This window comes from Mycobacterium alsense (assembly GCF_002086635.1).
GTDB classification, from domain to species: Bacteria; Actinomycetota; Actinomycetes; order Mycobacteriales; family Mycobacteriaceae; genus Mycobacterium; species Mycobacterium alsense.
The window spans coordinates 1-24,706 of the sequence record NZ_MVHD01000007.1 but is presented as its reverse complement, the minus strand read 5'-3'; the positions used below and the strand labels follow the sequence as shown (position 1 = coordinate 24,706).

Sequence of the window (24,706 nt, the reverse complement as noted above, 5' to 3'; positions counted from 1 at the left end):
GTCGACATGGCGTATGTCATCGCTACGCCGGATTTGATGGCGGCGGGCGCAGCGGATCTGGAAACCATCGCGTCGACGGTGCAGGCGGCCCATCTGGCGGCCGCGCCGGCGACCGTTGCCCTGACCCCGGCGGCCGCCGACGAGGTGTCGGCGGGCATCGCGAGCCTGTTCTCCCAGCAAGCTCAGGACTATTACGCGCGAGCCCGCCAGGTGGCGGCGTCTCAGGAGCAGTTTGCTCGGAATTTGACGGCAAGCGCGGCATCGTATGCCAGCACCGAGGATGCGATCATGCCGTTGCTACTGGGGGTCGATACCGGCGTTCGCCAAGCTTCTGGCTCCCTGTTGTATATGACCCTCGCCTACTTCACCTGGACACAAACTTGGTACGACCTGGTGCCGGGGCAGTTGCAACCCTTCGTCTTTTTGCCCTCCCTGGTTTTCCTGCTCGATGCATTTTTCTTGTATGCCTTTTGGGGGGTAGTCGTGAAGAGCATCCTGGATGCCGTGTAGCCGCCGTCAGGAACGAATGGGTCGCAGGCTCGCCGGGTAGAGACCCTCGGCGATAAACACCGTAGCCCCGGTGTTCGCACGTACGCTTCTGGCGTGCGCTTGTCATGGCCGCTAGTCGGCCGCTCGGAGGAAATGCGGGCGATCGACGCCGCGATCGCGGCTTCGGATGTGTCCGGGATCGTGATCTGCGGCGCGGCGGGCGTGGGCAAGAGCCGGATCGCTCGTGAGGCATTGTCGACGGCCGTTTCCCGGGGCTGTGAGGGCCGGTGGGCGGTCGGCACATCGGCGGCGCGCGCGATTCCGCTGGGCGCCCTGACGGCGTGGGCGCATCCCGGCGTCACCGACACCCCGCAGTTGCTGCGCGGGGTCGTGGAGTCGCTGACCGCCGCCCCTTCGGGCGCCGTTGCGGTACTGGGCGTCGACGACGTCCACCTGCTCGATGATCTGTCGCTATTCGTCCTGCATCAAATCGTGCAGCGCGGTGCGGCGAAAGTGATCCTGACCGTTCGCGATGGCGATCCGCTCCCCGCCGTGGTGCGAGAGACATGGGCGGCCGGCCAGTTCGACCGGCTCGACCTGCAGCCGCTGTCGTTCGACGCAACCACCACCCTGTTGTCAGCCGCCCTGGATGGGCCGGTGGATCCGCTTGCCGCTCAGCGGCTTTGGAAGCTCACCCATGGCAACCTGCTGTATCTGCGAAACATCGTCGAGCAAGAGGTTGCCGACGGTCGAATCGTTCGGCGTGACGGGTACTGGCGGTGGCTGGGTGATCCCGTCATGCCGCCCGGGCTGGTTGAGCTGATCGAATCCCGCATCGGAGCGTTGCCCGCGCCGGTCAACGATGTGGTCGACGTGGTTGCTGTCGGGGAGCCCATCGAACTGGCCCACCTGCGGCGCATCGCTGATCCAGCCGCGATCGAGGATGCCGACACGCGTGCCCTGATCACCCTCGAGCCGGCCGATGGCGGGGTGCAGGTGCGGCTGGCGCATCCGCTCTACGGCGAGGTGCGCCGCAGCCGCGCGGCACCGACCCGGCTGCGACGGTTGCGCGGACTGGTCGTGGCAGAGCTCGCCGCGGGCAATGACAGCGAGGAGATCCCCGTCGTGGTGCGCCGGGCCGCACTGAGCCTGGACTCCGATGTGACGCCCGACGGCGACCTACTCGTCAGGGCGGCCCAGGGGGCCGTCTGGCTGGCGGACCTTCCTCTTGCGGATCGACTCGCCGCGGCGGCGGCCCGCGTGGGTGCCGGGCCGGAACCGAATTTCGTCCGTGCGCATGCGCTTTCGTGGCTGGGCCGGGGCGGGGAAGCCGAGGCGGTACTGGCCGGCACCGGTACTGCGCAGTTGACTGACGGCGACCGCGCCCGACTCGGATTCCTGCGGGCCAGCAACATGTTGTGGGCACTCGGTGACCCCGCGCGCGCCAAGGAAATCATCGACGATGCGGCGCGGGTCGCATCACCACAAGCCCGCAGCTATATCGATGCGTTTCTCACGGTGTACTGGTTCGCCACCGACGACCCGGAAGCCGCGATGCGGGCCTCGAAGGGCCTCACCTTGGCCGACCTGCCCGCCGTCGTTGGCGCTGAGATCGCGTGGGTGCTCGCCACCATTGCCGCGGACGCGGGAAGCGCCACCGAAGCCGTGGCGCTCGCGGAGGCGGGATACGCCACCGCGGCGCGTTCTTTCGACGCTCCGCACATGAGATTCAACATCGCCGATTCACACGTCAGCGCGCTGCTGCTGGCCGGCCGGACGGCCGACGCGCTTGGGATCGCCGAGCGGGTCCGCCGGCAGGCCGCGGACCTTCCGGGGGCGGCTCAATTGCTCGGTTCCGCCGTGGCGGGTCGGGCCGCTCTCGGCGCCGGACGCCTCCATGCCGCTGATGGATTGCTGGAACAAGCGGCGGTCGGCCTCTCGGCCGCACACGCTTTGGGCTGGGGTTACCGCTATCAGGTCGCGCGTGCGACCGCGCTGGCGATGCGCGGTTCCACCGCGGAGGCGGCCGCGACGCTTGCCGCCCTCGACCGGCAGCAACGCCCGTTTAGGTCGCTGGACTACGAACGAACCCTCGCCCGGGCGTGGGTGGCCGCGGGCCAGGGTGCCGTCAGCGAAGCGATCACCGCAGTGTTGTCGGCGGCCGAAAGGGCCTCGGCCAAAGGACAGTTCGCGGCGGAGGTGCTCTGCCTACAGACCGCCGCCCAGTTCGGTGACCGGTCGGTCTCGCACCGGTTGCGCGACCTTGAGGCCATCGCGGAGGGACCGCGCGTCGGCGTCGCGGCCCGGTTCTCGACCGCGTTGAGGGACGCCGACACCGCTGAATTGGCCGCGGTGTCGCAAGAATTCGAGCGGATGGGCGACCTCGTCGCCGCCGTCGATGCCGCCGCACATGCCGCGCTGGCGTACCGGGCGCAGGGGCGTCGGGGGTCGGCGTTGGGATGCGCGTCACGAGCCGAAGCGCTGGCCGAACAGTGTGGCGCATGGACTCCGGCGCTTCGCGAGGCGCATGAACCCGTGCCGTTCACCGACCGCGAACGAGAGATCGTGGTGCTGATCGGCGAGGGGTTGTCCAACCGCGCGGTCGCCGAGCGACTGACCCTTTCCGTGCGCACCGTCGAAAGCCACATCTACCGGGCGATGGCAAAGACCGGAACCACGACCCGCGACGAACTCGCCGCTCTGGTGCCCCGGCGTGGCGCCGGCCAAGGATTTCAGTAATCACATACTGATTCGGCGTGACGACGACATCAGCATGCTCATCGGATGGGCCTCGGACACGAAAATGCCACCGGCACCGGCGGAACGGTGTTCGTATTTCCCGGCCAAAGCCCGCAGTTGATGAGCGCTGCCCTCGAGTTGCTGGACTCCGCCGGGGCATTTACCAGGCAAATGCGGCTCTGCGACGCGGCTTTCGGCGAGTTTGTCGGCGGCTCGCTGATCGAGGCGATACGGGGCGGCGCCGGTGCTTTGACATCGGATCGGGCCGACCTGGGGCCACCGGTATCGTTCGCGGTGACGGTTGCGCTTGCCGCGCACTGGCGCGCGCGGGGAATCCACGCCGATGCGGTGCTGGGCCATTCGCGGGGTGAGGTTGCGGCCGCCTATGTCGGTGGTGCCCTGTCGTTGCCGGACGCGGTGAAGGTAGTCCTCTTGTGCGGCAGGGCAGTCGGCGCAATCGCGGGATCCGGCGCCATGGTCTCGATCCAACGGCCCAGCGGATGGGTTTTCGAGCTCATCGAGCCATGGCGCCGATCGATTGCCGTTGCCGCGCGGAACGGCCCGCGTTCGACGGTCGTCACGGGGACCGCGGCCGCAATCGACGAGCTGATGACCGTCTGCGAGCGAGAGGACGTGCCGGCCACGCGGCTTCCGGTCGACCACGCTTCGCATTCCGCCGATGTGGACGAGTTGCGGGAGATGTTGCGCGAGTCGCTATCCGGGCTGCGGCCGCGACCCGGCAGAATTCCATTCATTTCCTCCGTCACGGGCGCCGCGGTGGACGCGTCGATTTTGGACGGTGACTACTGGTTCGCCAACCTGCGCCAACCCGTCCTGTTCGAAGAAGCCGTCCGATGGGCATACGCACGTGGGTATCGCACGTTTGTCGAGTGCAGTCCGCATCCAATGCTGGTCGAGGATATTCGCGGATCACTGCAGGGCTGCGCCGACGACGCGGCAGAGTGATTTCGTCAGCCGGCGAGCACCAGTGGGTTACCCGGTCACAGGTTCGCGATGCTGAGGAAGCCCGCGATGGCCGTGCCGATGTTGAGCAAGCCGGAGTTGAATCCACCTCTGAGGCCGGCGGGTTCGCCCGAGAACGGGCCGGCGCCGCCGGTGTTGAAAAAGCCCGAAGTAAAGCCGTTGGAAATCGAGCCGCCGGTGGCGAAATTGGAGAAGCCCGAGATCCCGAAGCGTTCGACGCCCCCGATGGCCGTGTTGAAGAAGCCCGAGGAGAACTCGCTTGTGTTCTCGAAGCCGGAGTTACCTCTGCCCGAATTGTTGAAACCGGAGTTTGTCAGGCCGGTGTCGGTTGCGGAGCCAAAGCCCGTATTCACGCGTCCCGAATTCCACAGACCGGTGTTGGAGTCGCCCGAGTTTTCATTGCCGGTATTGTACGAGCCCGCGTTCCCGAACCCCGTGTTGACGCTACCCGCGTTCCCATCGCCCGTGTTGTAGTAGCCCGAGTTCCCGAAACCGGTGTTGAGGGTTCCCCCGTTGCCGATACCCGAGTTTAGGTTGCCCCCGTTGCCCAGGCCAAAGTTGCCGATGCCCGCGTTCGCGATGCCAAAATTGTTGAAATCACCCGGATGTACCAGGTTGGTGTTCGTGTTAAAGATGCCGACGTTGCCGTTACCCGAGTTGAAGAAGCCGATGTTGTTGGTGCCCGAATTGAACAGGCCAATGTTGCCGCTACCCGAGTTCAACAGCCCGGTCAGGTTGATCCCGACCTGATTCGTGCCGCTGAGTCCGATCCCGATGTTGCCGTTGCCCGTATTCCCGAAGCCAAAGTTGTTGTTGCCCGTGTTCCCTGCGCCGATATTTCCGTTTCCAGCGTTTCCGCCGCCCCTGTTTCCGTCCCCTAAGTTGCCGAAGCCGAAATTGTTGTTGCCGACGTTACCCATGCCTACGTTGTGACCGGGGTCTGAACTGGTGCCGGGCTTACCGACATTGCCGAAGCCGATATTTGCATTGCTCGGAGAAAACCTCTCACCGTTTCCAGCCCCGATGTTGCCTATGCCATTGTTGCCGGTGCCCACGTTGGCGCTGCCGATGTTGCCGCCGCCGATGTTCTGGTTGCCGATATTTCCGTCGCCGACATTGCCGTCGCCCGTGTTGCCGTTGCCCACGTTCGCATTACCCCTGTTGCCGATACCGAGGTTCGCGAGTGTCTGCTGCAGGCTCGCCGCGGGCTGCAGCTGCGCGGCAGCGGCCGACGCCTCGGCGTGGTAGCCCACCATGGCCGCTACGTCTTGGGCCCACATTTGCTCGTATTCGCTTTCAAGCTGGAAGATCGCCGGCGTCAGCAGCCCGAGCCAATTCGACCGGACCATCTGCATCATGGAGTTGCGATTGAGCTCAACGAAGACCGGTTGCACGGTGACCGACTGCGCGGCCTCGAATGCGCCGGCCACCGCTTGGGCCTGCGCCGCCGCTCCCATGGCGCGCGCCGACTCGGCGCTGAGCCATGCCGCGTATGGGACCGCGGTCGCCGCCATCGCCGCCGAGGACGGCCCCTGCCAGGCCTGCTCGGTTAGCCCCGAGATCGTCGAAGCAAACGAGTTCGCCGCAACCCGTAGCTCGTCGGCCAAACCCTCCCAAGCCGCCGCGGCCTCCAACATCGGCGCAACTCCCGCGCCGCCGAACATCAGCGTGGAATTGATCTCCGGTGGCAGCATCGGAAAACTGACCACGGCCGACCTCCTATTCCTTGTAGCCGGGTAGTCGCGGTCGAGGGCTACGGCAGGCCAACTCTGGAAGCGGCGCCAAATCCGTTGCCGCCGCTGCCGTTATCTCCGGCGCCGCGATTAGTGACGATATGTTGTTCCCTGGTACCGATGTGAGCAGCAGCGCACATCTCAGCGTCGCCCGCAGCGAGGGGCCCCGCTTCAGTAGTCGAATACGTAAATGTGTGCCGGAATGCCGGTCAGCGGCGGGTTTCGGGACGGTCGATCATCGCCTCGGCCCATTCGATGTGCCCTTCGAAGCCGAGCGATTGCGCCATGGTGCGATAGCGACCCGTCAGGTCCCGGTAGGCATCATCGTCGCCGCGGGACCGGGCTAGCAGCGCGCGCAGCCGCAGCAGCGTGATGTCGACCATCACCGGAATTTGGTCGGACCGTAGGTTTGCCAACCGGTCGATCGCCGCTTGAGCGTCGGCCAGGTCATCTTCGCCGCCGCGCTCCAGCAGCGTCTCCACCAGAACCCGGATGCCGTACACGGCATACCCGAGCCGTCCCGCCTCGTGGAGCTCGTCGACGGCCGGGCGCATCAGCGCAATGGCGTGATCGTGTTCCCCGCGCCGGGCCCGTTCGGCGGCCACCAACAGCTCGGATACCGCGACGAGCGAGGGAATGCGCTCGCGCAGGCTCTCGCGGCCCTCCAACATCAGGTCCAGACCGCGCTGACGCTGGGCCGCGGAGTCTTCGTGCAACAGCATGACGCCCAACGAGTACTCGGCCATGCCCACGGCGAGATCGTTGCTGGTCCGCTGGGCGGTCCGTACCGCCTCCTCGCTCGCGCGCAGCGCGGGGTCATCGGCCCGAATGACGCCGTAAACGATTGCCACACCGTAGGTCCACGCGAGGGCGAGAGCGACGGTGGCCGGGTCGCTGTGTTGGACCATCGCGAGGGCGTCCTCGACGTCCTGCCGCCACCCCGGACGGCCCAGCCACTGCCGCGCGACGCCGCGCAATGCCAGCGCGATCGCCAGCGGTGATCCGATACCGAAACCGGCGCCCTTCACGGGATCGCCGCCGGCCAGGTCGATCACGGTCTGCGACCACCGCAGGATCTCGTCGAACTCGCCGCTATCGAACCAGGTGATCAGCGGCACGAACGCCAGCCCCATCGTCAGGGCCGGTTGCCCGATCGACTCGAGCAGCGCCATCTGCTCGGATACCAGCCGCGCTCCCTCATTCGCGCGCCCCGCGAACAACAGCTCGGTGGCCAATCCCGTCATGCCGACCGCCAGCGAGAGCTTGTCGCCGGCCGCGGCGCACAACTCGCGCAACTCGGCGAAGCGGCCACGGGTCTCGTGGACGGCTCGGGCGTGAAAATCGGTGGCGCACAACATGGTGCGCGGAGCGATTTGCATCGACCGCCGATCGGGATCGTCGTCGGGCAGCGCATCGGCGATTCCAGATGCCCGCTCCCAACTGACGCGGGCGGCCCCGACATCGCGATTGGCCGACGAGGCGGCCGCGCGCATGTGCCAGCCAAAGGCGGCGCGCATCTCGCCGGCGGCCTGAAGATGTTCGGCAATCAACGCCGCATTCTCTTCCACCGATTCCGGCGCGCGCTCCTGAATGGCGCCGGCCAGGCGCCGGTGCCATTCGGCGCGATCGGATTTCAGCTGCGATTCGTAGGCCACCGCTCGGATCAGCGGGTGGTGGAAGGCGTATTCGGCGCTGGGGGTGAACCGGACCTGATCGATGAGCTCCGCGCGCAGCAACTCGTCAACCAGCGGATCGATGCCCAGCGCAACCAGCAGCTCCGCACCGAACCGTGCCCCGATCGCGGATGCCGCATTCAACGTCTGGCGGGCGGCGGGTTTCAGCCGGTCGATGCGCGCCGCGATGGCGGCCTGCACCGTGGCCGGGACCGCGACTTCGGTGGCGTTAGCGTCGCACGTGTAGCCGCCGCGCTCGCCGGCCAGCACCCCGCGCTGCACCAACTCGCGCACCATCTCCTCGGCGAAAAACGGGTTGCCGGCGGACCGGTCGCCGATGATCGCCGTTAGCTCGCCCACCGAGTGATCGTTGCCCATCAGTTCACCCAGCAGTGACGCGATGTCGGAATCACCCAGTGGGGCAAGGGCTATCGCCTGCGCTCCGGGCACCCGCGTGAGGACCCCCTCATACTCGGGGCGGGACGTGATCAGGACCATCGACGGGGTGTTCGGAATGACGGCGAGGAAATCGGCGAGCATCGACTCGCTGACCGTATCGATCCAATGCGCATCCTCGACGATGTAAAGCGCCGGTTCGGTGCGCGCCACCGACGCGGCGTTGATGAGTGCGGTCAACCGTCGTCGCCGTGCGTCGGGGTCGATGCGGTGGAGCGGCACGTCGGGATCGGCGATGCCGAGCAGGTCGTCAAGCAGCAGGAGATCCTGCGGGTCGGCGGATGGCACCCGCCGCCGCACGGCCGCGCGAGCGGCGCCGCCGTCGAGGTCGCCCACGCCCATGGCCGACCGCAACAACCGCGCCACCACGCCGAAGGAAATGTCACGGGCGTGTGATTCGCAGAACGCCCAATGCACCTCGACACCGCGACCGGAAGCCAGCGCCGCAACCTCGCGGGCGACCCGGCTCTTGCCGATGCCGGGCGGTCCTTCCACCGTCACGACACCGCCGCGCCCGCCGACCGCGCGCTCCACCATCGCGTCCAGGGCCGCGATCTCCCAACGCCGGCCGACCAGGCTTGCCTCGGTCCTTCCGACGGCGCCATCTTGCGGGCCGATCGCCAGCAGCCGTCGCGCGCGAACCGGTTCATCGACGCCCTTGACACGCACCCACTCCGGTTCCGAGAGCACCACGGCGTGCTCGACCAGCCGCGCCGTCGACTCCGACAGCGTCACCCCGCCGGGGGGCGCGGCCGATTCCATCCGTTGCGCGAACCCGAGGGCCTCGCCGGTCGCGATGTACCCCAGCGGCCCCGCACCGATCTCCCCGGAGATCACCCGGCCCGAGTTGAGGCCGACCCGCAACTCGAGCGCCACACCATCGCGGCGCTGCACCTCGGCCGCCAGCCGGCCCGCCTCCTCCTGGATGGTCAGCGCGGCCATGCAGGCTCGAAAAGCGTGGTCCTCCAAGGAAACCGGGGCACCGAACAGCGCCATCACGCCGTCACCGTTGTATTCCACGGTTCCGCCGTAGCGCTGCGCCACCGCGGCCAACCGCCCCACCAGCCCGGTCATGATTTCGCGCAACCGCTCCATGTCGAGAGCGGCCGCGATCTCCATCGATCGCACCACGTCGGCGAACAACACCGTCACCTGTTTGTAGTTGGCGGTGTCGGCAGGCGCCGCGACGGGCGTACCGCACTCGTCACAGAACTTGGCGTTCTGGCGCAGGCCGGTGCCACATGAGCCGCACGCCGCGCCCGCGGTCATCGAGTACCACCGTTCTGGGGCTCCGACCACCCCGATCGCCCAAGGATAGGGCGTTCACCAGCACGTTGACGCGCAAAATGATCGGCATTCATATTTCAGACGCTGCTCGCGGCCCGGCTAGATCGGCGGGACGGGCAGGACGGTAATCCCCGTTTCTCGTTCGAGCTCGTCGAGCAGGTCGGCCCGGGTCGGGAGGTGGTCGGTGTTGTCGACCTCGAACCCGGCGAGAGGTTTCTTGGGGTCGGCCGGGCCGAACAACGCGAGGCACCCCGCGGTATGCGCGAGGTCGTGCCTTGCCCAGTACCGAATCCCACCGAAGCCTGCCTGCCGAAGAGCCGACGCCCACAGCTGGGTCAGTCCGTAGTCGGTGGTGCTGAAGATCTCCGAGGTGACGCCGTACTGAATCGCCAGATTCGAGGTGAGGTCGGCCACCGTCGCGCCCTTGTCCAGGCGCAGGCGCGACGAGTCCCGTTCTGCCGCCTTGTAATCGGGCACGACCTGGAGGCCTCCCCAGGCCTCCAACAGCGTGACGGCTTCCGATTCGGCGAGGTAGCAGGTGCCGTCGGGAGTCGCGAGGTCGAATCGCCCCGCACCGGAGCAACTGAACCAACGAGGTTCCTTGCCGTGGCCGTGTGACCGGAACACCGCAGTCCCCGGCGGGTAGTCGCGGGAGGGAAACGCCGCCTTCAGCTGAGCGGGTGGCGGGGGTTTGGCGAGGTGACCGACGGCCCGGGACGCCGGGCTCACGGGGCCAGCCGCGCCGCCGCCTGCTCGGCGAGCGTCGCGACCCGGTCGCCCATCCCCGCGATCAGCGCGTCCCGTGGCGTCCTGCCGCCGAGTTCCGGCTGCGGCGACATCAGCCACGATGCCGCGGTCCAGCCGCGGGGATCGGTCGGGGCCAACGCCTTGAGCACCCGCTTCAGGGCGGGCAGCGGACGCGCCGGTGACTGATCGTCGAACCCCGCGAGCAGGTAGGCGTGGCTGCCGTCGCTGTCGAGACGAAGGACGCGGTGGTCCCGCACGGCGTTGCTCAGTGCCTGCTTGGTCCAGTTCGTCAGATCCAGCACCTGGCTGTGGGTCAACAGGGGGCCGATGTGGCTCTCCCAGGTGGTGCGCGTCTTGAGGCGCGTCACGAGGCTGCGGATGGCCGCGGCAGCGTATTCGAGGTCGTCTTCGCCCAGCGCGCTGTCGTCGACTCCCTGTTCGGCGAGTTCCTTGTCGAGCAAGGCCGGCAGTGCAGTCATAGCTCCAGGCTACTCAAGTCAATGAGGTCAAGCAAGGCGTTCGAAACATGGCCTGACTAGACATACATAGCCTATTATCCTGGGATGTATCGAGTCTACTTGGTCAACGTGCAGCGCGGTATCACCCGCGCCCCGGGTACACGAGGACCCCGCCGACGCTGCCGCCGTTGACGGTGGGGCCGAGCAACGCGGTGTGGGTGTTGGCCGCGGGGTCGTAGGTCAGCAGCGACGTGCCGGAACCGCAGCCGGCCTTGGCCACGAGGACCAGCTTGTCGCCACTCACGCCGTCGACGCGCACGCTGTCGGAGACGCCGTCGATCTTCACCCGGGTGGTGTGCCCGTCGGCGGTCAGGCGGGACAGGAACACGCTGCCGCAGGCGCCGAGGGACTGCAGGAACGTGCCGCTCGGCAACTGCCATGCGTCGGTGTCGCCGTAGTCGCCCTTGAATCCGGGGTCGTCGCCCTGGGCCGAGTTGACCGCGGTCACCGCGACCGGCGCCGAGCCGTCGATGGGCACCCGCCACAGCTGACCGGACGAGGAATGCCGGACGGCGTCGGTGCAACGGGCCAGCACGACCGTCGGGGCCCACCATCGCACCGGTGAGCACGCGGTGAGCTCCCCGGGCACCGGCAGGGCCTTGCCGGGTGTCCCGTTGTCGCCCATGAGGGCGAGGCCCTTTGACGAGCCGAGGACGAGTTGAGTGCCGTCTCGTGTCGGAAGCGCGCCACCCTGGTAGTCCTGGCCCACCGGATACGTCAGCTCCCGATTGCCGGCAAGGTCGACGCGCTCGAGCGACGGCCGCCCGGGGTAGTGGCCCTTGCCGATCAGCACCGCCGTGCCATCGGGGCGCGCATAACCGATCGGGTCGCCGTCGACGACGGAGAACGAGGTCAGCTTGCCGTCGCGGAGGTCGACCGAGGTGACCGTGTGGTCCGACACCGACCCGGGCCGATCCGCCTGCAACAGCGCGTGGCTGCGGTCACCCGACCAGTCGACCACTCCGGCCGTGGTGCCGGCCGGGAAGGTCGCGATCGGGTAGCGGCCACCCACCGGGTCGACGAGGTACAGCGTCGGAGCGGCCTTGTCCCAAGGGGTTTCGTCCGGGGCCGGTTTCTCGCCGGGGCGGTGCGCGACGGCCGGGCTCCACATGGCGAGCATCCAGCCGGGTCCGACCTGCGCCCACGGAACCGTCCCGAGCGGCGCCTCGACACCGTGCGCCGCCGGTTGCACGGTCGCCGCCGGGCTTGGCGGCGGGCTGGGCGCCGGGGTCGATCCGGCCGATCCGGCCGACGAGCAGCCCGCGGCCAGGATCGCCGCCGCCGCGACGACGCCCGCCCGCAGGCGCGCCCCGCCTCCAATGTGCTTGTGGTTCATATGGATTCCTTTTCCTAGGTGTAGGCGAGCAGTGCCGCGAGGTCGGTGCGGGGCACCGAGACCTGGTGTGGCCCGTCGTTGTCCTGCACGATCTGGTTCTGGCCGAAGAAGAAGATCACCGCGTCGTCGGTTATCGCGAAGTTTCGGTAGGTGTTCTCGGTGAGTTCGGCCGACGGCGCGTCCAAGGCGCGCCGCACGGTTGGGTTGAGCACCCCGAGCGGGGTCGTCCCGGGCCTGAACAGGGTGCCGAAGGTGATGGGCGCGCGCCTGGCGAGGTCGAAGTCGAACGCCTGGAACGTGGTGTTCGGGTGGCCCTCGTTGGCGAGGCCGGTGTCGTTGTCGATGGTGAGGACCAGGCTTTCGGTGCCGGAGCTCGGTGTGCCCGAGCGGTAGGTCTCGCCGGTGACGATGTACTGGTACGGTCGGCCGCGCGCCGCGGCCGGCCCGAATCTGGCCACCCAGCCGGTGAATTCGTCGCGGCCGCGCTTCACGAACCCGGTGACCGCCTGCAGGTCGGGGTAGTCGACGGGAAAGCTGATGTCGACGTCGTAGGCGGCGGTGGAACTGCGGATGTGGCAGGCCCGGTCGGGGCCGACGGTTCCGCCGACATCGGCGCACGCGGACTGGCCGTGCGCGGCAGCCGACGCGAGCGATGCCAGGGCCGCCAACGTCATGGCTAACGGCCCGCCCCGCCTCATCTCAGCGCACCGCCAGCTCGAGGATGCCGAAATGCGAGCCGTCGTTGACGAACACGGCGCCGCGGCCGTCGACCGCCGCCCGCCACACCGCGGCCAAGGTCGTGGCTTTTCCCGCCCTCATATCGCCCTCATGTCGCGTTTCCTTCCGGTACCGGCGCACGTGGCCGGTCACGCAGAAGGCTGCAATGGAGGGCTTGCGCGATTCTTGCGCAAATCTTGCGACGGAGTTGCCGACCCCGTTTCAGCGGCCAAACAGCTGCCGCGGCCGCCGCCCGCTCAGGCTTGCGACGCGGGCTGCAACGGGTCGGTCGCTTTCACGTCGCGCCCGGCGCCGGCCGCCATGGTGGCGGCCTCCCCGCGGGCGAGGCCCACCGTCGCGACGAACACCACCACCGTCGCGAGCGCCAGAACGAACCACTCGCTGCCGCCGGCCACCACGGTCTCGCCGAGGACGACGATCCCGAGGATCCCGCCGACGAGGGGCTTGGCGGCGATGATCGTCGGCAGGGAGGCGGTCAGCGCGCCGGCGCGATACGCCGATTGGTGATAGATCATCCCGGCCACCGCGCAGAACACGAAGCCGTACAGCTCGGGCGAGCGCCACAGCTCACGCGGTCCGGTTTCGATGATGTCGACGACGCCCTTCATCAGGACCGCGAACGTCGCCAGCAGCGAACCGGCGACCACCGCCAGCAGCACCGCGGCCACCGGGCGATTCCTCCAGATCCGTGCGCCCACCAGACACAGCACCAGCACCGGGCCCATCACGGCGGCCACGACGATCCACGTACCCAGCGGCGCGCGCTGTTGGCCGCCCGCCGGATCCCCGACCGCGATGACCACCGCCAACGCGACCGCCAGCAGCACCGCCCACAGCCACTCCCGCCGGGTCACCGGGTGGCGCGTCACCCGCGCGTAGATGGGCAGCGCGAACAGCAGCGCAGTCACCTGCAACGACATGACCAGCAACACCGAGCCCTTGGCGAGGGCCGCCGCCAGCAGGAAGTAGCTGGAGATGTCGCCCAGACCGCCCAGCCACCAGCGGGTATCGCGCAACAACATGCCGAACAAGGTCAGGTGGCCGACCTCCTTGTCGGTGACCTCCTGCGCGGACCGCTGGCGGATCACGTTGCCAACCGCGGATGCCAACGCCGCCAGCAGGGCCAGCAGTGCCGCAATATCCGTCCGTGACACGGCACGACCTCCCTTGCCCGCCCTTTAACCCGCATCTCCGCGCAGTTAGCTTTTCACCAATCTAGTCGCGAGCGATGGGATGGGCCTGTCGACCGGTATAGCGCCGGCTCAGAGCGGGAACTTCGTGTCGGTCAGTCGCTCGGATAGCTCCCACAGCGCGGCGGCGGTGCGCGCGCGCTTGGCCGGCCAGTTGCGCCAGGTGGGCTGGGTGCGGCCATACAGGCCGAAGCGGGGCCCGACGAACGTGTTGCCCGGCAGGTCCTGGGACACCGCATACAAGGTCTGGCGGGCGCCGAAGTCGGCGTCGGTGGACACCAGGCGGTCGACGGCCAGCACCAACGTGTCGCCGAACTTGCGGCCGGAGTTGCCCTGCAGGTTCGTGTGCGACCAGCCGGGGTGGGCCGCCAGCGCGCGCAGCGGAGCACCCACGGAGTCCAGCCGCCGCTGCAGCTCGCTGGTGAGCAGGAGGTTGGCCAGCTTCGACTGGCCGTAGGCCAGCCACGCCGAATACGGGCGCGACTCCCAGTTCAAATCCTTGAGGCTGATGTAGCCGATGTGGTGCAGCAGCGAGGACACCGTCACGACGCGGTCGGTGAGCTTGGGCAGCAGCAGGTTGGTCAGCGCGAAGTGGCCGAGGTGATTGGTGCCGATCTGGCCCTCGAACCCGTCGACGGTGACCGCGTGCTTGGTCGCCATGATGCCGGCGTTGTTGATCAGGACGTCGAGGCTGTCGACGTCGTCGGCGAAGCGTCGCACCGAGGACAGGTCCTGCAGATCGAGTTCGCGCACCTCGACGTGGCCGGTCATGCGCCCGGCGGCGGCGTGCCCCTTGGCGGTGTTGCGGACGGCCAGGACGACGCGGGCGCCCACCCGGGCCAACTCGCGCGCGGTCACCTCGCCCAGCCCGGCGTTGGCGCCGGTGACGATCACGGTACGTCCGGCGAACGAGGGCAGGTCTGCGGCTGTCCAACCAGGCATGAGACCACCCTAACGGCGGCCCCCACCGGGGGATCGGACACCGCAGGCGCTCATCGGGCGCTGAGCCGGCACCCAGGCGGCGCAGGTATCGTGCGGGAATGGCCGGCGCAGCTGTCAGATTCGGGTCGGTGATCACCGTATGTACTTAGGTGTCATCGTCAACCCGCTCGCGCGGCAGAACCGTGGCGCGCCCGGCGAACGCATCGCCGAGCTTCGCCGCATCGTCGGCCCCTGTGGCGAGGTGGCCGAGACCGCCTCGGTCGGGGACCTGCGCGCGGCCCTGGAGAAGCTGGCTCCGCGGGCCACGCACCTGGTGTGCGACGGCGGCGACGGGTCGCTGAACTGGTTGATCAACGAAACCCAGAATTGCGTCAGCGACCCCGACCTGTGGCCGACGTTCGTGCCCACCAACGGTGGCAGCGTCAACGCCGTCGCGCGCAAGGCGCGCGTGCGCGGGCGGCCGGAGGCGATCCTGCGCGCGCTGATCTCGGCGGCCGAGACCGATCGGCCCCCACCCGAGGTGGTCCTGGACACGCTGACGCTGGACGGGGAAACCGCCGACGGCGCGCCCTTCCATCGGCTTTGCTTCGGGCTGGCCGCCGGGGGCGTGGGCAACCGGTTCTACGAGAAGTACTACGACAACCACACGCATGGCCGCGCGGACGTCGTTCGGGTGATCGCGCGCTCGTTGGGCGACTACCTCACCAACAAGGTGGTGCCCGGGCAGTCGGGCAAGCCCAACTACGCCACCAGTCTGTTCGCACCGACGCAGGCCCGCGTGGTCATCGACGGCGAGGAGGTGCCGACGCGCACGCACCGGCTGTTGCACGCCGGCGCGATCGACCTCCACATCGGCGGCCCGTTCCGGCTGTTCCCCAAGGCGTCCGAACCGGGCGCGCTGCATTTCCAGGCGGGGGAGATGAGGCCCTCGAAGATCGTCGTGCACTTTCCGATGGCGCTGACCAACGGGACGCTGCGCGGCGATCGGCTACGCGACGTCAACGGCAAGGAGATGACCATCGAGGCCGAGGACGAGCCGCTGGCGCCAATCATCGATGGCGAGCGCTTCCTCGGCATCGCCCGGCTCGTGGCCCGCGCCGGGCCGCACATCCGCGTCGCCCAGGTGAGCGGGCGGTAGTCCGCGCGGCTACCGCCGGGCCTGCAGGCTGCGAATGACCTGGGCCGACAGCTTGGGGTCATTCAGCAATTGGTCGACGAGCGTGGCCAGCACGTCCTGTCCGGTAACGCGGGCGACGCCGAGGCGATCGGCGGCCTCCCTCTGCCAGATGTCGAGAGCGCGGTGCTGGGCGTGGGTGAGGTCGACCGTTCGCCGCGTTCGTGGCTGGCGCGTCCGTCCGACGGCGAAGGGCTCGGTCAACGCCGACGCGACCGCGGGAGGGACCGCGGCGTAGTCGCGACGGCCCACGTCGGCGGTGCGGTCCGTAGAGCTCATCGGCGACCCCTCTCTGTGGGAGCGGTGTACGGAAATCAGTAGATCATTCTCAGTATATGCGCAGACCGTTGCCCCGCCACGTCGGCGGACGGCGCGGTCGGCGGCGCCCGGGCGGCGGCGACCCGGTGCCGCACGGCCGCTCGTTCTCGCCATTGCGGGGCGAAAATTGCGCCGCTTTCTGCATTGTGAGGACGAATGTGTCCCGCCGCTCTATCGCAATCCAGAATTGCTCTTGAAATTGCAAAAGTCGAGTCCGAATTTGCGTCCCCGTAATTCATAAAATCATCACCTACGGAACGCTGCCGATACGCAAATCAGTATCCACGTAGTGCGCTGGTTAGCTGCAGTTATGCGCTGGCCGCCGCCTACTGAGCTACTGATCCCAGTATCTATTGAAGTCCATTCCTATTTCACCGGATGTGCCGTGGATCACGCCACGGCTGGGTCCATGCTGTGAAATTAATGTGCACTCCCAAAATGGCTTTGCATGAGTTATTGGTGGCGCTACCGTGGTGTTAGAAATCGCTTGGCCGAAGTTGCCGAAGTTTATGAAATCACCCGATGACCTGGAAGGGGGAGTGGCTCCCGCCATGGAGACGCTTATCGATTACTTGCAGATGTGGGAAGCGCGCAATCCGCACGAGACCCTCTTCCGGTTCGTCGACGCCGAGGGCCGCGAACTCGAGAGCTACACCTACCAGAGCTTCTCCGAGCGGACACGCGAGCTGGCGGCCTACCTGTCCGCGGAGGCCGGGCTCAAGGCCGGCGACCGCGCGTTGCTGGTCTACCCGCCGGGTCTGGAGATGGTCGCGGCGTTCTACGCCTGCGCGCGCCTCGGCGTGATCGCCGTTCCGGTCAGCCCGCCGCTGCCGATGGCGTTCGAGGCGGGGCTGGCCAAGCTCAGCTTCATCGCCCGCGACTCCCAGGCGAAGGCCGTGCTATCGACCAAGGAGCTCGAGCACGGCTTCCGCGAGTTACTCGGCCACCGCCAGGGCACGTTGCCGTGGGCGGACGCCGAGCGGCTGCCGGACCTGCCCTGGGTCGCCACGGACAGCACCCGCGACTTCGGCGGGCCTCGCGTGGCCGACACCCCCGGCCGGGTGCTGTTCCTGCAGTACACATCCGGGTCCACCAGCAACCCCAAGGGTGTGGTCGTCAGCCACGCCAACGTCATCGCCAATGCCGCGGCCTTCCCGGACCGCGAGGTCGCCGTCAGCTGGCTGCCGCAGCACCACGACATGGGCCTGATCTCCGCCTACCTGTTCGTGGTGGTGATCGGCGGGTCGACGCACGGGATGTCGCCGGAGGACTTCCTCAAGCGGCCTTCGGCGTGGCTGCGGCTCATCAGCGAGGTGCGCGGCACCCGCACGCCCGCGCCCAACTTCGCGCTCGAGTACTGCCTGCGCGAAGACAAGCTTCCGGCCTCGGAGCTGGAGGGCATCGACCTGAGCAGCCTCGAGTCCATGGTGATCGGGGCCGAGCCGCTGCGCGCCAAGACCTTCGCGCGCTTCCGGGAGCGCTTCGCCCCCTACGGGCTGCGACCCGACGCGGTCACCGGCGCCTACGGCCTCGCCGAGAACACCCTGGGGGTGACCCTGCGGGGGCGCCAGACCCTCGCGGTGAACAAGCGGGCCCTGGAGAAGAACTTCGTGCGGGTCGAAAAGGCCATGCCCGAGAACAACAACCAGACCCCGCTGGTGAGCAGCGGCAAGCCCGTCTCCGATAGCGTCGTCCGCATCGTCGATCCCAAGTCGCGGGAGGCGCTCGGCGAGGGTCGCGTCGGCGAGATCTGGGTGGACGGACCTTCCAAGGCCGCCGGCTACTGGCACCGCCCGGACGTCACCGCGGAAATGTTCGGCGCCCGCATCGCCGGCGAAGACGAGCACACCTACCTGCGGACGGGCGACCTGGGCTTCCTGTACGAGGGCGAGTTGTTCGTCTGCGGCCGCACCAAGGATCTGATCATCATCCGCGGCGTCAACTGCTATCCGTCGGACATCGAGTCCGTCGTCGAACACTCGGCCGGTCACATCCGCAACGGCTGCGTCGCCGCGTTCTCGGTCGAGCGCGACGAGCAGGAGACCCTGGTCGTGGTGGCCGAGGTGCGCGACGGGAACGCGCTGCCGGACGGCAAGGCATTGGCGCGCGCGATTCGCCGGCACTGCCACATCGACCCGCACACCATCGTGTTCGCGCCGCCGCGGAGCATCCCCAAGACCACCTCCGGGAAGATCCGGCGCGCCCAGACCCGCCAGCTTTGGCTGGACGACAAGCTGCCCGTGCTGGCGACCTACACCCACCACACCCACGACGGGCCGGACGCCAGCGCGGGCCCCCTCGGCCGCTTCCGCAACCTGATCGAGAGCTACGACCTCACCGGTCAGGAGGACTGCTCCTTCGCCGACCTGGGCATCGACTCGCTCGCCCTGGCCGAGCTCCGCGCGGACCTGCAGGCGATGCTCGAAGAGCACGGCGCCGGCGCACTGGCCGACGAGGTCAACACCCGCCTGCTGCAGCGCCTGACGGTCGCGGAGTTCTTCGGGCTCATGCGCCAGTTCGGCGAGGGATCGGGCCAGCCGCTCGACGCGTTGCGCGAAGCGTTGGACCAGATTTCCACCGAGTACGAGGCCTACGAGATCGGGCAGATGCGCGCCGACGCGCGACTGCCCCTGCCCGAACTGCCGCCGGCGCGGCCGGGCGCGGTGCACGACGTGCTGGTCACCGGCGTCACCGGGTTCCTGGGGCCGTTCCTGGTGAGCAGCCTGCTCGGGAGCACCTCCTACACCCTGCATGCGCTGATCCGCGCGACGGACGCCGAGCACGGCCTGGACCGGATCGTCGCCGCGCTCCGCAAGGCGCAGCTGTGGTCCCCGTCGCTCGAGGCCAAGGTCCGCTCCCGGGTGCGGGTCATCTGCGGCGACCTCGCCGAGCCGGACCTCGGCATCGGTGCGGAGGCGTTCCAGCGGCTCGCCGAGAGCGTCGACGCCATCGTGCACAACGGCGCCCTGGTCAACTACGTGCGGACGTACGACGCCTTGCGGCCCGCCAATGTGCTTGGCACACAACAGCTTTTGCGCCTGGCCATGACGTCCCACCGCAAGGCCTTCCACCTGGTTTCCAGCACCTTCATCTACGGGTGGAGCGTCAAGCCGGTGGTCGGGGAGTCCGACGTGAACGCCGAGATGAACGCGCTGGACTTCGGCTACTCGCAGACCAAGTGGGTCGCCGAGCAGCTGACGCTGGCCGCCCAGCGGCAAGGGCTCGACGTGCGCATCTACCGGCCATCGCTGATCTCACCGACCAGCGCGGGCTTCGGGAGCCAGGACGACATCCTGGTGCGCACCATGGCGTTCATGATCGAGCACGGCATCGCCGCCGACGCGCTCAACCAGCTCAGCCTGCTTCCGGCGGACCTGATCGCCGACCACATCGTCGCGCTGATGGATGTGCCGGTGGCCGGGGCTGGGACAATCTTCAACATGACGGCCGACGACTACTACAACCTGACGGACGTCACCCGGATCCTGTCCGAGCGGTACGGGTACCGCTTCGACTACTACGACATTCCGGCGTTCGTCGAGCAGATGAACCGGCGGTGCACGCCGCGCGATCCGATCTATCCGCTGGTCGATTTCCTCACCCGCTCGGCGGACAAGATCGCCGCGATGCGCGACAAGCGCTATGGCAACGTCCAATACCGGCACGCGCGCGCCCTGGCCAAGGTCCACACGAAAGAGGCCCCGCTGACCGAGACCGTCGACAACCTGGTCCGGTTCCTGCGGAGCGAGCGCCTGATCACCGAGGCTGAGGCCGAGGCGCAACGCAGTGCCTAACAGTGTTAGGGAGCCCACGATGTTCACGGTCGATGACAAGGCAACGGGTCCGCACGACGCGTCGCTGGATCACGAGCGGATCGTCCTGCAGGCGCGCGACGTGGAGTTCGATTGGGCCAAGCTGCCGTTCTACTACGTGCCCAACGAGCCGTTTGCCACGCACTTCTGCAACATCCTGCACCTGCTGCTGCCCGCGGGCGAGGAGTGGATCGTCGACACGTTCAAGAAGTCGTTGCCGCTGATCCAGGACGACCAGCTGCGGCTGGACGTGCAGGGCTTCATCAGCCAGGAGGCGATGCATTCCCAGGCGCACTCGGGCGTGCTTGGGCACTTCGCGGCCAACGGCATCGACGTGACACCGTTCACCAACCAGATCCGCTGGCTGTTCGACAAGCTGATCGGTGACCGCCCCCACTGGAGCCCGCGACGACGGGCGAGCTGGTTGCTCGAGCGGGTGTCGATGGTGGCGGCGCTGGAGCATTACACCGCGATTCTGGGCGAATGGATCCTCGACACCCCGCAACACGACGCCATGGGCACCGACCCGGTGATGCTGGACCTGCTGCGCTGGCACGGCGCCGAAGAGGTCGAGCACAAGGCGGTCGCGTTCGACACCATGAAGCATCTGCGCGCCGGTTACTGGCGGCAGGTGCGCACACAGCTGCTGGTGACGCCGGCGTTGCTGTGGTTGTTCGTCCGCGGCGTGCGATTCATGTACTCCGTCGACCCGAACCTCCCGCCGGGAACCAAGCCGCGCTGGCGCGACTACTTCCGCGCGGCGCGGCGGGGCCTGGTACCCGGGCCGTTCGAGTTCCTGGGTGTCATCGGCGCCTACTACAAGCCGAGCTTCCATCCGTCGCAGCTGGGCGGGGTCGGACGCGCGGTCGACTACCTGGCGCGGTCGCCCGCCGCCCGCGCGTCGCACTGAGGTCGGGGCATCGATGACCACCGTGACCGCGTCGGACGGCGTCAAACTCGCCGTGCACGCCTACACCGAGATCGACCGGCGGCGCCCGACCGTCTTGGCCATCCACGGCTACCCCGACAACCACCGCGTGTGGGACGGCGTCGCCGAGGAGTTGGCCGACCGGTTCAACGTCGTCGCCTACGACGTCCGCGGGGCCGGCGAATCGTCAAGGCCAGCGGGCCGAACCGGATACCGGCTCACCCAGCTCGCCGCCGACGTCGGCGCCGTGATCGACAGCCTGGGTGTGGATTCGGTGCACCTGCTGGGCCACGACTGGGGCTCGATCCAGGGCTGGGCGGCGGTCACCGACGGGTCCGTTTCGCCCAAGATCGCCTCGTACACCTCGATCTCGGGGCCGCACCTGAATTACGCGGGCCGGTTCCTGCGGTCGGCGCGCACACCGCGCGCGGTGGCCGACGTGGTTCGGCAGTTCCTGGCCTCCGGATACATCTGGTTCTTCCTGTGTCCGCTCGTGCCCGAACTGGCGATCCGCTCCCGGGCCACGATGAAAGTCTTTGCCGCCGTCGAACGCATCGGCCGCGCGGGCGCCGACGGCCCGCGCCGCGCCGCGTCGCTGCGGTCGGTAAACGACTACCTCAATGGGCTCAACCTGTACCGCGCCAACATGCCCGGGCCGATCCTGTCGCCGGGGCCCCGCCTGCCGCAGACCAACGTCCCGGTGCAGGTGCTCATCGCGCGGCAGGACCACTTCGTGACGCCCGCCCTGCAGCGGTTCACCGGCTCGATCCCGCCCGGCGGTAGGATCGTTCCGATCGAGGGCGGGCACTGGGTGGTGGCCTCCCATCCAGGCGTGATCGCCCGGCGCATCGACGAATGGGTGAACCTGGTCAGCGGCCGCCATAGCGTTCGCGGAGCATGAGGATGGTTGTGTCACGGGGTATTTGGGAGAGCCGGCCGACCGATCTGTACGGTCGGCGGAAGCGTGACCGCCTGTACACGGCGTTGTTCGGCGTGGGGACATTCTTCGGCGGCCTGGCATCGGCCTCACGATGGACGCCGGCACGGGTGGTGCCGGTGCAGCGCACCAGTACCGCGGTGGTGACCAAACGCGAGGTTCTCACGCCCGACGTGGTGGCCTTGACCCTGGCCGATCCCGACGGCGGGTTGCTGCCGTCCTGGACCCCGGGCGCGCACATCGACGTTCGGCTGCCCTCGGGTCGGCGCCGGCAGTACTCGCTGTGCGGCCAGCCCGGCCGGCGCACCGACTACCGCATCGCCGTGCGCCGGATCGCCGACGGCGGCGGTGGTTCGGTGGAGATGCACGACACCTTCGACGTCGGCGACACCCTCGAATTCGAAGGTCCCCGCAACGCCTTCTATCTCGTGACCGACGAGCAGGACGTGTTGTTCGTCATCGGCGGCATCGGGGTGACGCCCATTCTGCCCATGATCCAAGTGGCACAGCAGCACGGAATCAATTGGCGCGCAATCTATGCCGGCAGGGGTCGCGACTACATGCCGCTGCTGGACGAGATGCTGGCCGTGGACCCCGACCGGGTTACCGTGTGGGCCGACGACGAGCGCGGCCGATTCCCGACCACCGATGAGCTATTGGCCGGCGCGGGCCCAAGGACCGCCGTCTACGTGTGCGCGCCGACGGCCGTGCTGGAGGCGGTCCGCGCGGCGCGTGACGAATACGTCGGTGCCCCATTGCATTACGAGCGGTTCAGCCCGCCGCCGGTCATCAACGGCGTTCCGTTCGAACTGGAACTCGCGCGGTCGCGGCGGGTGCTCAGCGTGCCGTCGAACCGGTCGGCGCTGGCCGTCATGCTCGACCGCGACCCGGCGACCCCGTATTCGTGCCAGCAAGGTTTCTGCGGGACCTGCAAGGTCAAGGTGCTCGGCGGGGACGTCGATCGCCGGGGCCGCACCGTGGAGGGCGACGACGAAATGCTGGTGTGCGTCTCGCGGGCGAAGAGCGGTCGCGTGGTGATCGACGCCTGACGGACGAGCCGATGACCGGGCCACAACGCAGCTATTTGCACACGCTGGCCCGGGAAGCCGGGCGCGAGGACGGCACACCGGACGCGGCGCGGGCTAGCCGGCGGGCCGGCGGCGCACCGTGGGGGGGTCCGGCCGGGGGGTTTTGCGCGTGAGGTCGCGGAACCGCACGCTGACGCGCTGAAATGCCTTGACGCGCTCGGCCTTTGCCTTCTTCGTGTAGGTGCGGCGGTCGGCCGAAGTCAGATCCACGTCGTCGACGAACGGGGTGAGCAAGGCGCGCGGGTAAAGGCGCTCGACGAGAACGACGTTGATCTCGGCGCACAGCACCAGCGTCGACGACACGAGGTACAGGAAGGCCAGGAGACCCAGCACCAGCGCGAACACGCTGTTGGTGGCGCTGGCCGTCTTGACCGTGTGCTGGACATAACCGGCGCCGAATCGCTGCAGGATCTGCCAGATGAACGCCGCCGCAAGCGCACCGGGCCAGACCTGGCGGTAGGAGAGCTGCCGGGCGGTGGTCACGCGGAATATCGCCAGGCAGATCATCCCGTTGATCGCGACGGCCGCGAGGGCCACCCCGATCTGGCCAAAAACGCCCAGCGCACCGGTGGCCTGACCGATGGCGGACAGGATGGTGGCGGTGAGCGCGGCCGAGCCGAGCACCAGCAGCAGCAGCGAGCTGCGCAGGCGTGACCGGATTGGGTTGGGGCGCTTGTTCCGTGGGACGGCCCACACCGAGTCCATCGCATTCTGCAGCGCCTGGCCGACGCCCAGACCACCGTAGAGGGCGCCCACGACGCCAACGACCACGGCGACGGTGCCGCCGCTGAGCCCCTCGGGCTGGTGCAATTGGGCGCCGATGACGGGGAATTGGCTCAGCGTGCTGTGCATCACCTGCTCCTGCAGGTCGGGCCGTCCGGCCAGGACCACACCGAGGCCCGTGGTCAGCAGGAGCAGCAGCGGGAACAGGGAGACAAATCCGTAGTAGGTGATCAGTGCGGACAGATAGCCGCCCTGATCGTCGAGGTACTTGTAGATGACGGCTACCGCCACGCCGACCGCGCGGTTGCGCCGCTGCAGCCTGTCCAGCCAGCCGATCATCGTGCGCTCGCTTCTCTAGCAACGGTCCCGAACGACGGGTTGGCCGGGGATACCCCAATTCGGGGGCCGTCAATCCGACCCGGCTTCGGCGCTCGGCCGGCCGCCGCGGCGACTGCCGGTGACATTGCGGACCGCCTGCTGTGCAACGGGATTGAAAGTCACCGGGCGTCATCCCGGTCTCCGAGAGGGTCGCCGACGGAACACCGCGACCCCGGGAACTTTCATCCGAAAATCGGGAAAACGCCGATCGAGGAGTTCGCGCAGCGATTAAATCAGTATTCAGTGGCGCCGAGCCATCCAGGAGGAGGGTCGATATGGCCGATGCGATCGCGGCAGAAGAGACCGACGGGCGACCGGCGGCGGGGCGTGTTCTCACGCGCTGCGCGGTCGGCGTCTTGGCCGTCGCGGCGGTGGTCTTGCCGCTGACGAGCATCGCCGCGCCGGCGATCAGCAGGGCAGACGAGCCGTGCGCGCCGGGGTGGGTGTGGAGTGTGCAGCTGAACGAATGCGTGTTCTGGCTCCCGACCGCGAACGGGCCGGGTGGACCGGGGGGGC

General features: G+C 68.2%; 19 protein-coding genes and 1 pseudogene. 10 read left to right on the top strand and 10 right to left on the bottom strand.

The features are described from left to right. Positions 1-6: 6 nt before the first annotated feature. From BST11_RS06670 to BST11_RS06660, 3 genes are all read left to right on the top strand, one after another. Positions 7-510: a PE family protein gene (locus tag BST11_RS06670; protein ID WP_142276221.1), complete on the top strand. Its 504-nt coding sequence runs from the start codon at positions 7-9 to the stop codon at positions 508-510. Between the two features lie 132 nt (positions 511-642). Then, positions 643-3,228 (top strand): helix-turn-helix transcriptional regulator, encoded by a 2,586-nt coding sequence (locus BST11_RS06665; RefSeq protein WP_211284663.1) that lies wholly within the window; start codon positions 643-645, stop codon positions 3,226-3,228. Between the two features lie 45 nt (positions 3,229-3,273). Next, positions 3,274-4,194 carry an acyltransferase domain-containing protein gene (locus BST11_RS06660; RefSeq protein WP_083137188.1) on the top strand — a complete coding sequence of 307 codons (921 nt, stop codon included), beginning with the start codon at positions 3,274-3,276 and terminating at the stop codon, positions 4,192-4,194. Positions 4,195-4,229: 35 nt separating this feature from the next. Here BST11_RS06660 and BST11_RS06655 read toward each other — a convergent pair whose 3' ends face one another. The 8 genes from BST11_RS06655 to BST11_RS06620 form a co-directional block, all read right to left on the bottom strand. Continuing rightward, positions 4,230-5,906: a PPE family protein gene (locus tag BST11_RS06655; protein WP_083137255.1), complete on the bottom strand. Its 1,677-nt coding sequence runs from the start codon at positions 5,904-5,906 to the stop codon at positions 4,230-4,232. A gap of 248 nt (positions 5,907-6,154) precedes the next feature. Continuing rightward, on the bottom strand, positions 6,155-9,343 hold the full coding sequence (locus BST11_RS06650) for an AAA family ATPase (protein ID WP_083137187.1): 3,189 nt from the start codon (positions 9,341-9,343) through the stop codon (positions 6,155-6,157). Between the two features lie 117 nt (positions 9,344-9,460). Then, positions 9,461-10,090 (bottom strand): RES family NAD+ phosphorylase, encoded by a 630-nt coding sequence (locus BST11_RS06645; RefSeq protein ID WP_244897552.1) that lies wholly within the window; start codon positions 10,088-10,090, stop codon positions 9,461-9,463. Continuing rightward, positions 10,087-10,587: an antitoxin Xre/MbcA/ParS toxin-binding domain-containing protein gene (locus BST11_RS06640; RefSeq protein WP_083137186.1), complete on the bottom strand. Its 501-nt coding sequence runs from the start codon at positions 10,585-10,587 to the stop codon at positions 10,087-10,089. Before BST11_RS06640 ends, BST11_RS06645 begins: the two co-directional genes overlap by 4 nt. A 121-nt stretch (positions 10,588-10,708) precedes the next feature. After that, complete coding sequence (locus BST11_RS06635) at positions 10,709-11,962, bottom strand: hypothetical protein (RefSeq protein ID WP_083137185.1); 1,254 nt, start codon at positions 11,960-11,962, stop codon at positions 10,709-10,711. Between the two features lie 14 nt (positions 11,963-11,976). Further along, positions 11,977-12,636 (bottom strand): esterase, encoded by a 660-nt coding sequence (locus tag BST11_RS06630; protein ID WP_083137184.1) that lies wholly within the window; start codon positions 12,634-12,636, stop codon positions 11,977-11,979. Between the two features lie 300 nt (positions 12,637-12,936). Beyond that, the gene (locus BST11_RS06625; protein ID WP_083137183.1) at positions 12,937-13,854 is read right to left on the bottom strand and encodes a DMT family transporter; all 918 of its coding nucleotides are present in this window, start codon (positions 13,852-13,854) and stop codon (positions 12,937-12,939) included. Positions 13,855-13,962: 108 nt separating this feature from the next. After that, positions 13,963-14,832, bottom strand: a complete 870-nt coding sequence (locus tag BST11_RS06620) for an oxidoreductase (protein ID WP_083137182.1) — start codon at positions 14,830-14,832, stop codon at positions 13,963-13,965. A 139-nt stretch (positions 14,833-14,971) separates the two neighbouring features. Here BST11_RS06620 and BST11_RS06615 point away from each other — a divergent pair, with 139 nt between their 5' ends. Further along, entirely contained in the window at positions 14,972-15,970 is a 999-nt protein-coding gene (locus tag BST11_RS06615) for a diacylglycerol/lipid kinase family protein (RefSeq protein ID WP_083137181.1), read from the top strand. A 9-nt stretch (positions 15,971-15,979) separates the two neighbouring features. Here BST11_RS06615 and BST11_RS06610 read toward each other — a convergent pair whose 3' ends face one another. After that, positions 15,980-16,285 carry a hypothetical protein gene (locus BST11_RS06610; protein WP_067326064.1) on the bottom strand — a complete coding sequence of 102 codons (306 nt, stop codon included), beginning with the start codon at positions 16,283-16,285 and terminating at the stop codon, positions 15,980-15,982. Between the two features lie 590 nt (positions 16,286-16,875). Between BST11_RS06610 and BST11_RS06605 the strand changes: the two genes are divergently transcribed. Genes BST11_RS06605 through BST11_RS06585 form a run of 5 tightly spaced genes read left to right on the top strand, consistent with a single transcriptional unit; the run spans position 16,876 to position 23,202 of the window. Beyond that, on the top strand, positions 16,876-20,118 hold the full coding sequence (locus BST11_RS06605) for a thioester reductase domain-containing protein (protein ID WP_083137180.1): 3,243 nt from the start codon (positions 16,876-16,878) through the stop codon (positions 20,116-20,118). A 19-nt stretch (positions 20,119-20,137) separates the two neighbouring features. Beyond that, positions 20,138-21,046, top strand: a complete 909-nt coding sequence (locus BST11_RS06600) for a metal-dependent hydrolase (protein ID WP_083137179.1) — start codon at positions 20,138-20,140, stop codon at positions 21,044-21,046. A gap of 13 nt (positions 21,047-21,059) precedes the next feature. Next, complete coding sequence (locus BST11_RS06595) at positions 21,060-21,965, top strand: alpha/beta fold hydrolase (RefSeq protein ID WP_083137178.1); 906 nt, start codon at positions 21,060-21,062, stop codon at positions 21,963-21,965. Between the two features lie 2 nt (positions 21,966-21,967). Next, entirely contained in the window at positions 21,968-23,050 is a 1,083-nt protein-coding gene (locus BST11_RS06590; RefSeq protein WP_083137177.1) for a PDR/VanB family oxidoreductase, read from the top strand. 11 nt (positions 23,051-23,061) lie between these two features. Further along, the gene (locus BST11_RS06585; RefSeq protein WP_083137176.1) at positions 23,062-23,202 is read left to right on the top strand and encodes a DUF3072 domain-containing protein; all 141 of its coding nucleotides are present in this window, start codon (positions 23,062-23,064) and stop codon (positions 23,200-23,202) included. Here BST11_RS06585 and BST11_RS06580 read toward each other — a convergent pair. Beyond that, a complete protein-coding gene (locus BST11_RS06580; RefSeq protein ID WP_083137175.1) occupies positions 23,144-24,151 on the bottom strand; it encodes a YihY/virulence factor BrkB family protein in 1,008 nt (335 codons plus the stop codon). The two genes, BST11_RS06585 and BST11_RS06580, sit on opposite strands and share 59 nt — an antisense overlap. A 314-nt stretch (positions 24,152-24,465) precedes the next feature. Here BST11_RS06580 and BST11_RS06575 point away from each other — a divergent pair. After that, positions 24,466-24,706: pseudogene (locus BST11_RS06575) on the top strand (hypothetical protein); the annotation flags it as partial.

What these genes read in the sequence shown, in the direction of transcription:
- BST11_RS06670 (WP_142276221.1), top strand. Translation starts at nt 7, where the DNA reads ATGGCGTATGTCATCGCTACGCCGGATTTGATGGCGGCGGGCGCAGCG.
- BST11_RS06665 (WP_211284663.1), top strand. Translation starts at nt 643, where the DNA reads ATGCGGGCGATCGACGCCGCGATCGCGGCTTCGGATGTGTCCGGGATC.
- BST11_RS06660 (WP_083137188.1), top strand. Translation starts at nt 3,274, where the DNA reads ATGGGCCTCGGACACGAAAATGCCACCGGCACCGGCGGAACGGTGTTC.
- BST11_RS06655 (WP_083137255.1), bottom strand. Translation starts at nt 5,906, where the DNA reads ATGCTGCCACCGGAGATCAATTCCACGCTGATGTTCGGCGGCGCGGGA.
- BST11_RS06650 (WP_083137187.1), bottom strand. Translation starts at nt 9,343, where the DNA reads ATGACCGCGGGCGCGGCGTGCGGCTCATGTGGCACCGGCCTGCGCCAG.
- BST11_RS06640 (WP_083137186.1), bottom strand. Translation starts at nt 10,587, where the DNA reads ATGACTGCACTGCCGGCCTTGCTCGACAAGGAACTCGCCGAACAGGGA.
- BST11_RS06635 (WP_083137185.1), bottom strand. Translation starts at nt 11,962, where the DNA reads ATGAACCACAAGCACATTGGAGGCGGGGCGCGCCTGCGGGCGGGCGTC.
- BST11_RS06630 (WP_083137184.1), bottom strand. Translation starts at nt 12,636, where the DNA reads ATGACGTTGGCGGCCCTGGCATCGCTCGCGTCGGCTGCCGCGCACGGC.
- BST11_RS06620 (WP_083137182.1), bottom strand. Translation starts at nt 14,832, where the DNA reads ATGCCTGGTTGGACAGCCGCAGACCTGCCCTCGTTCGCCGGACGTACC.
- BST11_RS06615 (WP_083137181.1), top strand. Translation starts at nt 14,972, where the DNA reads ATGTACTTAGGTGTCATCGTCAACCCGCTCGCGCGGCAGAACCGTGGC.
- BST11_RS06610 (WP_067326064.1), bottom strand. Translation starts at nt 16,285, where the DNA reads ATGAGCTCTACGGACCGCACCGCCGACGTGGGCCGTCGCGACTACGCC.
- BST11_RS06605 (WP_083137180.1), top strand. Translation starts at nt 16,876, where the DNA reads ATGGAGACGCTTATCGATTACTTGCAGATGTGGGAAGCGCGCAATCCG.
- BST11_RS06600 (WP_083137179.1), top strand. Translation starts at nt 20,138, where the DNA reads ATGTTCACGGTCGATGACAAGGCAACGGGTCCGCACGACGCGTCGCTG.
- BST11_RS06595 (WP_083137178.1), top strand. Translation starts at nt 21,060, where the DNA reads ATGACCACCGTGACCGCGTCGGACGGCGTCAAACTCGCCGTGCACGCC.
- BST11_RS06590 (WP_083137177.1), top strand. Translation starts at nt 21,968, where the DNA reads ATGGTTGTGTCACGGGGTATTTGGGAGAGCCGGCCGACCGATCTGTAC.
- BST11_RS06585 (WP_083137176.1), top strand. Translation starts at nt 23,062, where the DNA reads ATGACCGGGCCACAACGCAGCTATTTGCACACGCTGGCCCGGGAAGCC.
- BST11_RS06580 (WP_083137175.1), bottom strand. Translation starts at nt 24,151, where the DNA reads ATGATCGGCTGGCTGGACAGGCTGCAGCGGCGCAACCGCGCGGTCGGC.